Source organism: Priestia megaterium, assembly GCF_046599315.1.
Lineage (GTDB): Bacteria > Bacillota > Bacilli > Bacillales > Bacillaceae_H > Priestia > Priestia megaterium_F.
In genome coordinates, this window is the sequence record NZ_JBKIKC010000009.1 from 166,194 (window position 1) to 178,435 (window position 12,242).

Sequence of the window (12,242 nt, forward strand, 5' to 3'; positions counted from 1 at the left end):
ATAGTTATAAAGAATATGTGATTTATTCTTTTTTTACTTCCTTATTGTACAGCTTTCCTAATTTGCTTAATTGTTTCTACATGCATCGCTTCGTGGTAAAAGCTGAATAAAAACGTTTCCCCAACTGTTGTAAAGTTGATGCCAGCTTTATTTGTAAAAGGGGTGATCAGCTGCTTGTTAAACTGCTGAGGCATAAATTCTTTAATACGACGCGCTTGGCCTCTTAACACATTCGCGATTTCTTCAAGAGAAGGAGCAGCCTCCGTCCAATCAGCAGGTTTTGTTCCAGCGCCGAAAAAGCTTTCGTAACTCTCTGGCGTTTGCATCGGTTCACCAGCCAAGCCAAAGACAAGTTTTTCTTGAATAAAAGCAATGTGTCCGAGATTCCAGCGAATATTATTCTTGAATCCTTTTGGTGTGATGTCCGCTGCTTCTTCTGTTGTTTTTTCGAGGATACTAGTCGTAATACCTCTTACAACATCCATATGTTTAAAAATCATGTCTTCCATTGTCTAATCTCTCCTTACGTTGTCGTATTAGATAAACTACTCAATGTCTATTTTGTACAAATCAATCTTTAAATTCCACTCATAACACTTAAACATTAAGATAAAAGAAAATTCAAAAGAAAAATCCCCCTATATAAAAACTAGGGGGGTTTTTAAGCAGAAGACTTTAAATTTGAGACAGGTCCTTTGTTTGGCTTCGGTTTTAGCTGACCAAGCTTATTTTTCAAGTAATCCTTTAATGCGCCGCGTTTTCTCTTACGTCTTTTATCACGATTTTTAATGATAATCCCCTCCTCTCCTTTTAGTTTTAAGACCTGTGTATTAAATGGATTCTTCTTTTATACATAAAATCCTTTTGAATTCTTAAATTTGCCTTCATGTAATTCTTTCCTTTTTATAAAAAAAGACCAAAGTATCAAACTTTGATCTTTTAAGCTACATACGTAATCGATCCAATAGTGGAGATAATAGCGCTGTTTCTGTCGTACCAAACAACAGGTTCGTGTCTAACTGCAAAATAACTGAGATGAGCGGTGTGAAGCCTGACAATTTCATCTGACAGATAAGCTGAGCGCTTTGCATCTTCTTTTCGTTTTAAATTTAACACTTCAATAATTCTTTCACGCGTCGTAATTCCAATTCCATGGCCAAAATATAAAGTCTCATCTAATACAATAGTGTTTTCACCTTTCCACTGGGGAGTATCAGGGTTATAATCAGGATTTTTAAAATACGCACAGTCTCCCGGCAAGTAATCAGAACCTTTATGGCCATGAAGCTCAAGGTCCTCATCGTATTGCCAATCGTGTAAGTAAAGATCAGCAAAAAGCCGGTTAAAGTTTTCTTTTCCAATATTATTTAATACGGCTTTATAAAAGATGATTATAACAGCCATCGCGCATTCAAACGCATATTCGTGTCCGTTGTAAAAAATATCATCTATGGCTTTATTCGGGGAAACTGTAGGCAGTAGCTGAAATCCTCCATTATCGGTTCGTTTCCAATACTTTTCGTTACACCTAGAACGTGCAAACGTAGCAAATTTTGCGCCGCTTTTACGCAGCAGCACAGCTGATTCAATAATTTGCAATTTAACAGATATATCAAAATCAAGCTGGTCAAATGTAGCATACTCATACACTTCTCTATAGGCATCCATTTGTTTTAAAATGTCAGCTTTTTCTTTTGTTAACGAACTATTATTTAAATCACTTATTTTCACAATTTGTTGGTTAACCTTTATCATAGACGTTCTCTCCTTTACGGAAAATGATATCAATCACTTTCTCTAACAGGATATTGATAAAAAATTATTTTGTGTATCTTCATTTATTTAAAATCGTGAAGATTAGAAAAAACGCTAAAAAAAATAAGTTAACCGCTAATCTTCTCATTTGTTCCTTTTTGTCCTTTTGTCACTTTTTTAAATATAAAGCGAGCAACCAACAAGTACAGTGGTAACACAATAATGACGGCAATGACATTTAAAATCCAAGGTATTGTCCCCATAAAAACGTTTGAAGATGCTTTATTGTACCAACTTACAATAATTATTAAAAAGAAAACGCTGGATATAAACGTACTTATATATCCCTTCTTATAGTTTGTACTTCTTACAGCAACCACAAAGCCAATTACCAATGAAATACCTGCCGCAATTAAAACAAAAATTAAAAATAAGTTTGCTATCTTTTGAACGTCCATTACTTCCCTCTTTCTTATAAAATTTTCACTTCAGAATCTTCGTTACGTAACTTATAAAAGAAAGTAAATTTTACTCAACGATATCCACTTCGTACTTAATTTACTTCCTAACTAAATTTCGTTTGAAATGAACTTGTACTCCAAGAGGTTTTTAGTTAGTTCTTTTCTTTATTTTGATCAATCCGTTCGTTTTGTTTTTGATCTAAAATTACTATTAAATTGTATAAAAAAATCAACAAACCAAACCCAACCATTACCCAACGCATACTCCCTTGGATTTCAGAATTAAAAATGTTTGCTAAAGCTATTATAAGTCCGGTTCACATATTAAGATAATTCCAAAACAAGCACACCGCTCCTTCTTAACCATTCTTCTCTTTAATTTAATCAGTGCATCTTCTTTTCTTAGGTCTTAATATAAATTCATAGGTAAACCAATAAATTAAAGGAAACAAAACAATAACAATAAACCCGTTTTCAGCTGGTACATATTTATAGATTAATAGCATAATAATTGCAAACACTAGGTAAGCTACCCAAAACCCTTTATTTCTTTTACGCACAATTAACACCTTCCTCTAAACTGAGATAGCATCACATATAACCTCTAACATATTTTTTATATACACAAACAAACCCTTTCTTAAAAGTATGTTATTAGCGGACGCCATACTAAGATAAGCCTAATATTTAAGTCTAGGCTTATCTTGGCACTAACTATTTAGCAAGAAATACTTCTTCATTTACATTTTCAAAAAATGACTCTAATCTGGCAAAGTCCTCCTTGTTTCCCCGCGTAGAGAAAACTTCTTGATCATTATGAACAACAACCATAGTAAGAGTTGATTTGAAAATTGTAAGGATTTGCTTTCCTGTTTTTATTTCTTTGATTTTATTGAATGGGATATGTAATACAATAGGCAACTTAGAGAAAACCTCTCCGTAAAAAAGTAAGCTTTTTTCTGTATAAGCTAAAACTCCTCTGATAGGTACAGAATTTCCATTTGGCACACCTACAAGTCCCGAGAACCCACTTTCATATTCATAGTAAGTTAAAATGGATTCTCTAATTTCTTCGTCGCTATCTATCTTTTCTTTGAACTCTTTAGTTGCTCTTTCTTTTAAACTCATACTATCCCCCTATAGAACTCACTTCTTTTTTAAAATACACCTACCTGAATTTTACAATAATTGCACTTTTTTTGTAAATTTCAGGTGTTTGTCACATGGATTAATCTTTCTAGTTAAAACTAATAATTCATAGAAAAAAGTGCTTGCATACTTAAAGACACAAGCACTTTTTTGTTAATCCTACCAAACCCAAAAAACTGTATAGTAGGAGGGCATTTCTGGAGCTATTGGAGGTTTACCAAATGCGTAATTTTCTTCAATTTCACTTGGTTCCAAAATACCGACCTAATCTTCTATTTCTTTAGACATAGCATTGGCTAGAATATATACTCTTTCGGAAAATGGATAATATTCATCGCCTTCCACTTCCATAATTTCAACAAATACATCCTGCACATTCGGCTTATGTTTAATCTCAAGCAAGACGTCAAAAAAGGTGTTAATACCTGGGTGTTCCGTAAGTCTTTTGATTAGCTCGCATAGTTTCTGATTTTAACTCATCGTTTTCAAGTTGAAGGATGTCATTTGGCTTATCTGCCTCTTCTAGTTCTTTTTTTATCGTTCTCCCTTCTGAAATAACGCTTCTTTTTCTTTCAATAGTAGCAAATTAGTGTAATGATTTTATTTTACTTTTTTTTCTAAATATGTTTTAATTATACATTAGAAACTTCTTAACTTAACGCGCAAGAATTCTACCAGTTAAATTTGGTTCTTTGTGTAACTACGCTTTTATAACTAAGAGAAAGGAAAATAACAATGACCTCTACCTTTTTTAAGAAATTAAATATCTCGTCGCAAGCTAAATTAATGGGTGCGGACTTCTATGTGCCTTTTTTAGTTATTTTAATTGCAATACTTTATACGTGCTTTTCCCCTAATCTAGAAAGCCTTCAATATATATCAAGAATAATAGAATTTGTTGTATGTCCTATAGCGGCTTGGTGGTCTGTATACTTATTTTTAAATCACTCTGGTGATAAAGATAAAACATCTGAGTTAACATCTAACTCCTCGACACCTATTTTGTCTTACGGCCTTATTAGAGCGACATCTTTCTTCCTTATTTTTCTAGCGGCATTTTTTGTATTACTAATTGCTATTACATTAAGGTACCCTTATCCTTACATATCATTATTTAATTTAACTATTATTTATTTTCCTCAAACTGTGTTTTACTGTTATTTAGGATTTTTCCTTATGGTATTATCACGAAATATCTCTATTCCGCTATTGATTGTATTAGCATATATAACGGTCAAGTATTGGACTATGGAAGACATTCCGCTATATAACGTAATGTCATTCTCTAAAGATATGCAGTTATATCCAAGGATTATCTTATTAGCTATAAAGAACATTTCATTAGCTCTTGTTTTAGCAATTACAGGACATTTCGTTTTGATCAGACGGAAGATATAAACATTAGTATATGCTAAAAAAAGCTGAGCTCCTATTTTACACTAGGTCTCAGCTTTTCTATTTCCTGAATAGGTGCAGTTACAATATCGAAAGACTTAAAAAATATTAATTTACTTGCTCAAAATATCAAAATTTGTTTCTATTGTATTTTTCTTATGCGCTATGTAAAGCCAGTCGCCTTTATTAGCATAGCAGTTTAAAGTAAGCCGCTACCTTTTAATTAAACACTTTTTAAGTGGCTGGCATTTGTTCCATTTTGTTTATATTTCTTTTTAAACTTGTCCACCATTGAGATATTTGCTAATACTCCAGTCGCAAACAATAGCAAAGTAATTGAAGAGCCACCGTAACTTACAAAGGGAAGAGTTACTCCGGTGATCGGTAAGATACCAGATACGGCACCAAGATTAACAAATGTCTGAATACCGATCATAGTAGAAATACCAATAGCTAATAAGGAACCAAAGGGATCCGTGCATCTCTTAGCTATCAAAAGACCTTGTAAAACAATAAAGAAAATAAGCCCTAATACAACTAATACTCCTCCAAAGCCTAACTCTTCTGCAATAACCGCCATTATGAAATCGGTATGAGACTCTGGAAGATATCCAAACTTTTGAACGCCTTGTCCTAGTCCTTCTCCACTGAGGCCTCCAGTTCCAATTGCTAAGTACGAATTCACCAATTGATATCCATTACCATCTGCATCAGCAAAAGGATGTACAAAGCCCGTAAAACGTCCTAAACGCGTTGGAGAGAACACTTCACCTAATTGGCCGGTTACCCATAATATAAGGAACATTAAGCCAGCTGCTATTAATCCAATAAAAAAGATTTTTATCATCGACTTTACTGAAATTCCTGAACAAAAAACAAGTGCAGCTACTGTTCCAAGCATAAGAAGGATTCCACCATAATCGGGCTGCATAGCAAGTAAGAAGCAAATAATCATTACAATACTAATTGGTGGAATAATAGCGCGTGTAAGTTCATTTATGTACGGTTGCTTTTTTGTAAAAGCAGAGGCTAAATACACAATAACAGCTAACTTTGCGAATTCTAGTGGTTGGATACGGAGTGGTCCTATTACAATCCAACTTTTTGCATTACCAGCTGTATGACCAAGAGCTAATACCGCTATAAGAAGAGCTAGAGAAAAGCCTAATATAAATATTATCACCCTTTTTTCACGAAATACTTTGTAAGGTATGAGAAACGCAGCAAAAAAGAATAAGAAGAATCCTACTATAAGAGCTACCATTTGTTTCTTATAAAAGTAGTCGGATGCTACTTCGTAGCGGGTAATAGCTGTGATCATACTTGAGCTATAAACCATCACTAAACCAATTAAACAAAGGACTATTAACGATACTATTAGTTTATAATCCTGGCTTTTTAATATTTTCTTAAACATAAGAACCCTCATTTCTTGCGATTATAAATATGTAATGGCCACTATAGAAAAAGGATTAATAGGTTGTATAAGCAAAAACTGCCGCTACCTACTGTAAACGCAATTCCTAATGCCTTATTTCTTGCTGTTAAGTAGTAATTAATACTATGGAGTATAAAAGCAAGGGAAATGACAAGGATCACTATGTTGTACCACAATGAACTTTTCAGATACCATCCTAAGCCCATAAAAATAAGAAGTAGAACCAATGTGGTGTTTGTTATCCTACTCTCTGTTACAACTTCTGCGTACCTCATATAACACTCCTTACACACTTGATACAATTTCTTATTTAGTCCCTTTATTTATGATAAAGTGGAAAACAGCAGTAAAATTATATCATAATGTAAACTTAAGTAAATACAGTAATTTGAGCCCATTAGCTGTGAAATGTGGAAAAACAAGTATATATTTCACTTTTGTTTTATCTTTTTAGTTACTTACGCAATAAAAAAAACAAGATCACTTGATTTGGTCTTGTTTTTAACAAACTATTTTATGTATTACTAGAATGTGGCAACGTATGAACTTTGGCTTTTCTCTTTTTCGTGAAAGTGAACCCCAATAATGCACAGGTAAATACAAACGGAACGGCAGCCTTATATAAGCTGCTGAAGCTACTAGAAATTTTATCTACGCCATACTTAACTTTTATAGAGTAAGCGTTAATTTTGGTCTGCTGCTTTATTAATTTGTTGTACACTTGTTTGTTTACTAAGGGCTCCGCTTCCTTTCCCTGTCTTTCAGGCATTTTGCTTAAAATATCATTTGTGTTGAGTAACACCATAACACCTATTAAGAAAACATAACCTGTAGATACAATTAATACGGAGCCTAAGAATTGGCGATCTTTAAAGAGGTCTAGATTAATCATAGAATCTTGAGCTCTCTTTTCGGTTGCAATGAACAATAGTAAAGAAATTATGCTAGCCGCATAGCATATTAGAGCCGCCTTGCTTCCCCAAACCCAAGATTTCCCCCATTAAGTTTTTAATAGCAGTTGATAATAGTTTATTAAACTCTTCTTCTTTATACTTTACAGCATAACCTTGTTCCACCGTCGTACGTACTGCTTCGTTAATAAAAAGAGAAAGCATATTCGCTATACCCGAATTATAATCCACTCTGTGAGTTTGTCTTTGGTAGCGGCCAACGGATTCTAAGAAGGGTTTAAGTTGTTCTCTTATATAACTAACATAAATCACTTCTTCGGGTGTTGAGGGATTTAAATTTATTTTACCTGTTGCACTTTTATGAATAATTGAGTAATCGAAATTGATGGTTGTACTAATACTTCACTCATTTAATATCTCTCCTTATAGTTCCTATGTTCTCAAGATTATAGATTAATAATTTAAGTTAGGAGAAAATAATAAAAAAACAGCAAAAGAAATGAATATTCTCATGCTGCAAATTAGGATATGTTATTTAGTTAATGCCACTACTTCTCTACGCACCGCTTCAATCGTTTGAATGTGTCATCCTTTAAGTTCTTTTACACTAAATTCAAAGTCACCATATGAGAATGTTTCGTTTATCTGGGCATCAATCTTTTGAGACAGGATCCATCCACCCAGGGTATCTATTCCTTCGTTACTAATCTCAGTTCCTAATACTGTATTTACTTCCTCCAGTGAGATTCGGCCGTTAAAAATGTAATGGTTATTGCTGATTTTGTGAGCATCTAGTACTTCATCCGTGTCAAACTCATCCCGAATCTCACCAACAATCTCCTCTAAAATATTTTCAACCGTTACTAAACCTGCTGTTCCACCGTATTCATCGCGTAAAATAGCCATATGAATGCGCTATTGTTGCATTCTTTTTAATAGCTGATTAACAGAAGACGTTTCAATAACTTGAATAACAGGTTTTACATAATCATGAACTAAGTCCTTAAATTTATGTAGACAAAATACTTTTTTTATACTTCTTTTAAGACTACTCTTTGTGTGGGTACACCGTACATACTAATTGTTTTTTCATAAACAGTATATTTTTGATCATCAACTTTTACTGTATACTTATCAATAATTTCGCAACTTTTTCCTCTTTCTCCAAAGTACTTTACTAAAGCTTTTTTTAAATCAGTTAAATTGTAATACCTTTTCTCAAGCCTAATAACTATTTTCTTCTTCTTAAATAAATTAAACAATTAAATCCCCTCCTAAGTGTATATACGAGAGTGACGTGTGAAAGTTCGATATTTTCTCGTATATTACAATATTTTTACCTTTGCTATTCATTTGTTTGTATCTGCACATAGTACAGAAGTTTCCCCTTATGCCTTGTAGTCCAACACGCAAACTATTATACTTATTTTAGTAAATATTCATAAAAAAGGAAGGGGAAAAGTCATGTCCCAAAACCCATTAGACCATCCTATTATTCTATTTGATGGCGTCTGCAATCTCTGCAACCAATGGGTGCAATTTGTCATCAAGCGGGATCCGCGTGCTCTGTTTCGTTTTGCATCCCTTCAATCTGATACTGCGGGAACCTTGCTTCGTCAGCATAACTATGAGTATCCACCGCTTCAATCGGCCATTCTTCTTATGAACGGAAACCTTTATACAGAGTCTACAGCTATCCTACATATTGTCCACCAGCTTCGCGAACCCATTCAACTGACGGGGTGTTTTCGAGTGGTTCCTACATTCATTCGGAACCCACTCTATCGTTTCATTGCACGTAATCGGTACAAGTGGTTTGGAAAACAAACATCATGCATGTTGCCAACCCCTGAAACAAAAATGCGATTTTTAGACTAACCATACAAATGGAGGAAAACAATGCGTTTATCAACAAAAGAGAAATTTCGTTTAAGTATTCTTGCGACCCTAAGATGGACCATGGCTATTACGTTTCTTATTTATGGAATGGCGAAAATCTACCCAGGACAATTTATAACAGGTGATTTTGTGTTCGATTCAACAAAAGATTCTGCGATGAAACTAGCATGGTATTTCTTTGGGTACTCTGATTTCTACAATTATTTCATCGCCGCTGGTGAATTATTAGCTGCGTTATTATTGGTAATTCCGCGTACTGCAACACTAGGGAACATTATTTTTCTTCCCATTATCGCCAACATCACCGTCCTTAACTATTGTTTCAACATCCCTGCTAAAGTGGTGTGCGTCCCGCTGTTTGCAATGAGTTTGCTACTAGTATTGATGGAATATTCAAAGTTAAAAGGCATCTTCTTTGTCAACACTGCAACCCCTATGCAGAAAGTGGACATTCAAACATCCGAAAGGAAGGTGACTGTTAAATGATCGTCTTTCTTTTGTTGCCCATTATCTTCGGTTTAGCGTGTACCTATTATTTTGGCCTTCGAAAAGAAGACTGAACACAGGAATTTCCTTCTCTGTTTTGACTAGTAGTTATAGAAATTAGAGAAGTTTACCATAAGGTACTAAAAAGGAATACTGCAGGCAAGCCAATAACAGCGCAACTTAATGCCGCTGCATGTTTGCATTAAGTTTCTATATGCCACTTTTCAAAAACAATAAAAAAGGCAGCAGCTCATAAGTTGAGCTACTGCCTTTTATTTATAGAAACATAGGAAGAACCTTTTAACGATACCAAATCGTTTTATCCTGATATGGAATACGTTTTGATGAAGCTTCTTTATTAGGGTGCCCAACATAAATTAATCCTAAGAGCTTATCGTCTTCTTCTAGAGATAAAAAGTCATTCAGTTCCGACTGATAGACAATTTCACCCGTTCTCCAAATTGTCGCCAAACCTTGTTCTTCCGCTACTAATAGCATATTTTGTATACTTGCTGCTACGGCGGAGACTTCTTCAATTTCCGGGACTTTTCCAGAAGGACTTACTGCTACAGCGATAATGACAGGAGCACGAAGCGGGCCTTTTTTAGCTTTTGTTGTTTTTTTCAACGCTTCTTCTTCACTTAGGTGAGCAGTTTTTCGCTTCATAATACGTTCCATTTCGTCTCCTAAACGAATACGTGAATCGCCTGTAATCACTCGGAACTTCCAAGGTTCTGTCTTTTTATGGTTAGGAGCCCACGTGCCAGCTTCTAACATAAGGTTGATAGCATCTTCTGATACGTCTTTGTCTTGCATAGCTCCAATCGTTCTTCTGGCTTTAATAATATCTAATATGCTCATACGTTCTGTCTCCTTTTCTACATTCAATGTATTAGTATAGGTATGTATATGTGTTGTATATAGAATAATTGAAAATCATTCTCATTGTCAATTGTTTTGCTTATCACTGGGGTGGAGATAAATAAACGTGCCAATTTTTTAAGCGTGTTTGATTTTTTAGCAGTTTTCCTATTAATTATTTGGCAGTTTCGTCAAATAAAAAACGATTTGGAACATGTAGTCCAAATCGTTTTTTATCTTATACCCAGCCGCGGAAACGAGAAGCTTCAGCTGACTTTTTAATTCCGGCCATGTAAGCGGCTAGTCTCATATCTACGTCATTTTCTTGAGCAATTTGATAAATAGTTTCAAATGAATCCACCATTACCTTGCGTAATTTGTAAGCTACTTCTTCTTCAGACCAGTAGTAGCCTTGATTATTCTGCACCCATTCGAAGTATGACACCGTTACACCTCCAGCACTTGCTAAAATATCTGGCACTAAAAGCACACCTTTTTCATCTAAAATACGCGTGGCCTCAAGCGTAGTCGGCCCGTTCGCTGCTTCTACTACAATAGAGGCTTTGATGCGATCCGCGTTACGGACAGTAATTTGATTAGAAATTGCTGCGGGTACTAAAATATCGCATTCTTGTTCTAATAGCTCTTCGTTTGTAATCACATTTGTAAATAAATTAGTTACGGTACCAAAACTGTCTCGTCGATCAAGCAGGTAATCAATATCAAGACCAAGCGGATCATAAAGAGCACCGTATGCGTCTGAAATACCAATTACTTTTGCTCCTGCATCATGCATGAACTTAGCGAGAAAACTGCCGGCATTTCCGAAGCCTTGTATAATAATCCGCGCTTCTTGCAAGTTAAGGTTTTTCTTTTTGACAGCTTCTTCAATACAAATCGTTACTCCTTTAGCCGTTGCGGTTTCACGTCCTTGAGACCCTCCTAGTACGATGGGCTTTCCAGTAATAAAACCAGGAGAATCAAACTCACGGAGTCTACTATATTCATCCATCATCCACGCCATAATTTGAGAGTTTGTATAGACATCCGGTGCAGGAATATCTTTAGTAGGCCCAACTATTTGACTGATGGCTCTTACATAGCCGCGGCTGAGTCGTTCTAGTTCACCAAAAGACATGTTTCTTGGGTCACATACAATTCCGCCTTTACCACCGCCATACGGAAGGTCGACAATCCCGCATTTTAAACTCATCCAAATGGATAATGCTTTTACTTCTTCTTCATTTACTTCAGGATGAAAGCGCACGCCTCCTTTAGTAGGCCCGACAGCATCATTATGCTGAGAGCGGTAGCCGGTAAATACTTTTACCGATCCGTTATCCATTTTAACTGGAATACGAACCGTCATCATGCGCAGCGGTTCTTTCAATAAATGGTATACTTCTTCACCATAACCTAGCTTTTGAAGCGCTTCTTGAATAACAGTTTGAGTAGATAAAAATAAATTAAGTGATTCCTGTTCTTGCTGCTGTTCTTTTTTTAATTCACTAGCTGTTTTTGTAATGGACATTCTGTTCACCCCATATTAATCATTGAAATTTCTCAATGATTTAATATGCAATTCCTGTGCCAATTTCGGCTGTTTTAAAACGCTTTTATTTTATAAATAATCTGCATTAGCAAGCCGTATATTCCCTGCATAGGCTGATATTAGTATATACTTAAAGAAATTAGACAAACTATTTATACTACAAAGGAGGAAAGTGCTATGTTAAATGAAAGAAAAGAACAAAGCAATCACTATATAGAATGCTGTTCCATCTGTGGGGAAAGGCTAACATCTTTTCAGGAAAAAGAAATCATCACGTGCGACAGCTGTTTTGAACAAAAAGTAAACGATGTGCTTTCTGAGTTGTAGGCGGGTAC

At 35.0% G+C, this 12,242-nt stretch carries 14 protein-coding genes; 3 read left to right on the top strand and 11 right to left on the bottom strand.

The features are described from left to right. Nucleotides 1–41: 41 nt before the first annotated feature. The 9 genes from ACLHDF_RS22485 to ACLHDF_RS22525 form a co-directional block, all read right to left on the bottom strand. A complete protein-coding gene (locus ACLHDF_RS22485) occupies nt 42–509 on the bottom strand; it encodes a DinB family protein (protein WP_413920827.1) in 468 nt (155 codons plus the stop codon). Nucleotides 510–939: 430 nt separating this feature from the next. Beyond that, nucleotides 940–1,755, bottom strand: a complete 816-nt coding sequence (locus ACLHDF_RS22490; RefSeq protein ID WP_413920828.1) for a protein-glutamine gamma-glutamyltransferase — start codon at nt 1,753–1,755, stop codon at nt 940–942. Between the two features lie 128 nt (nt 1,756–1,883). Then, on the bottom strand, nt 1,884–2,213 hold the full coding sequence (locus tag ACLHDF_RS22495; protein WP_413920829.1) for a hypothetical protein: 330 nt from the start codon (nt 2,211–2,213) through the stop codon (nt 1,884–1,886). A gap of 717 nt (nt 2,214–2,930) precedes the next feature. Then, nucleotides 2,931–3,344 (bottom strand): hypothetical protein, encoded by a 414-nt coding sequence (locus ACLHDF_RS22500; protein WP_413920830.1) that lies wholly within the window; start codon nt 3,342–3,344, stop codon nt 2,931–2,933. Nucleotides 3,345–4,983: 1,639 nt separating this feature from the next. Beyond that, nucleotides 4,984–6,177 (bottom strand): putative lipid II flippase FtsW, encoded by a 1,194-nt coding sequence (ftsW, locus tag ACLHDF_RS22505; protein ID WP_413920831.1) that lies wholly within the window; start codon nt 6,175–6,177, stop codon nt 4,984–4,986. A 535-nt stretch (nt 6,178–6,712) separates the two neighbouring features. After that, entirely contained in the window at nt 6,713–7,090 is a 378-nt protein-coding gene (locus tag ACLHDF_RS22510) for a hypothetical protein (RefSeq protein ID WP_413920832.1), read from the bottom strand. A 52-nt stretch (nt 7,091–7,142) separates the two neighbouring features. After that, nucleotides 7,143–7,340: a hypothetical protein gene (locus ACLHDF_RS22515; protein ID WP_413920833.1), complete on the bottom strand. Its 198-nt coding sequence runs from the start codon at nt 7,338–7,340 to the stop codon at nt 7,143–7,145. Between the two features lie 354 nt (nt 7,341–7,694). Continuing rightward, nucleotides 7,695–8,015, bottom strand: coding sequence for a transporter associated domain-containing protein (locus ACLHDF_RS22520; protein WP_413920834.1), 321 nt, complete (start codon nt 8,013–8,015; stop codon nt 7,695–7,697). A gap of 125 nt (nt 8,016–8,140) precedes the next feature. After that, nucleotides 8,141–8,371: a hypothetical protein gene (locus ACLHDF_RS22525; RefSeq protein WP_413920835.1), complete on the bottom strand. Its 231-nt coding sequence runs from the start codon at nt 8,369–8,371 to the stop codon at nt 8,141–8,143. A gap of 202 nt (nt 8,372–8,573) precedes the next feature. Between ACLHDF_RS22525 and ACLHDF_RS22530 the strand changes: the two genes are divergently transcribed. Further along, entirely contained in the window at nt 8,574–8,987 is a 414-nt protein-coding gene (locus ACLHDF_RS22530; protein WP_413920836.1) for a thiol-disulfide oxidoreductase DCC family protein, read from the top strand. A 21-nt stretch (nt 8,988–9,008) separates the two neighbouring features. Further along, complete coding sequence (locus ACLHDF_RS22535) at nt 9,009–9,494, top strand: hypothetical protein (protein ID WP_413920837.1); 486 nt, start codon at nt 9,009–9,011, stop codon at nt 9,492–9,494. 300 nt (nt 9,495–9,794) lie between these two features. On the opposite strand, the gene ACLHDF_RS22540 is transcribed toward ACLHDF_RS22535, so the two are convergent. Beyond that, a complete protein-coding gene (locus ACLHDF_RS22540) occupies nt 9,795–10,355 on the bottom strand; it encodes a nitroreductase (protein WP_413920838.1) in 561 nt (186 codons plus the stop codon). 238 nt (nt 10,356–10,593) lie between these two features. Continuing rightward, nucleotides 10,594–11,886 (bottom strand): Glu/Leu/Phe/Val family dehydrogenase, encoded by a 1,293-nt coding sequence (locus tag ACLHDF_RS22545; RefSeq protein ID WP_413920839.1) that lies wholly within the window; start codon nt 11,884–11,886, stop codon nt 10,594–10,596. A 198-nt stretch (nt 11,887–12,084) separates the two neighbouring features. On the opposite strand from ACLHDF_RS22545, the gene ACLHDF_RS22550 reads away from it, so the two are divergent. Then, nucleotides 12,085–12,234: a hypothetical protein gene (locus ACLHDF_RS22550; RefSeq protein WP_413920840.1), complete on the top strand. Its 150-nt coding sequence runs from the start codon at nt 12,085–12,087 to the stop codon at nt 12,232–12,234. Nucleotides 12,235–12,242 lie beyond the last annotated feature (8 nt).

Bases quoted from the DNA above. Each gene is read 5' to 3' on its own strand.
- ACLHDF_RS22495 (WP_413920829.1), bottom strand. From the start codon at position 2,213: ATGGACGTTCAAAAGATAGCAAACTTATTTTTAATTTTTGTTTTAATT.
- ACLHDF_RS22540 (WP_413920838.1), bottom strand. From the start codon at position 10,355: ATGAGCATATTAGATATTATTAAAGCCAGAAGAACGATTGGAGCTATG.
- ACLHDF_RS22520 (WP_413920834.1), bottom strand. From the start codon at position 8,015: ATGGCTATTTTACGCGATGAATACGGTGGAACAGCAGGTTTAGTAACG.
- ACLHDF_RS22490 (WP_413920828.1), bottom strand. From the start codon at position 1,755: ATGATAAAGGTTAACCAACAAATTGTGAAAATAAGTGATTTAAATAAT.
- ACLHDF_RS22530 (WP_413920836.1), top strand. From the start codon at position 8,574: ATGTCCCAAAACCCATTAGACCATCCTATTATTCTATTTGATGGCGTC.
- ACLHDF_RS22510 (WP_413920832.1), bottom strand. From the start codon at position 7,090: ATGATTAATCTAGACCTCTTTAAAGATCGCCAATTCTTAGGCTCCGTA.
- ACLHDF_RS22500 (WP_413920830.1), bottom strand. From the start codon at position 3,344: ATGAGTTTAAAAGAAAGAGCAACTAAAGAGTTCAAAGAAAAGATAGAT.
- ACLHDF_RS22535 (WP_413920837.1), top strand. From the start codon at position 9,009: ATGCGTTTATCAACAAAAGAGAAATTTCGTTTAAGTATTCTTGCGACC.
- ACLHDF_RS22550 (WP_413920840.1), top strand. From the start codon at position 12,085: ATGTTAAATGAAAGAAAAGAACAAAGCAATCACTATATAGAATGCTGT.
- ACLHDF_RS22545 (WP_413920839.1), bottom strand. From the start codon at position 11,886: ATGTCCATTACAAAAACAGCTAGTGAATTAAAAAAAGAACAGCAGCAA.
- ACLHDF_RS22485 (WP_413920827.1), bottom strand. From the start codon at position 509: ATGGAAGACATGATTTTTAAACATATGGATGTTGTAAGAGGTATTACG.
- ftsW (WP_413920831.1), bottom strand. From the start codon at position 6,177: ATGTTTAAGAAAATATTAAAAAGCCAGGATTATAAACTAATAGTATCG.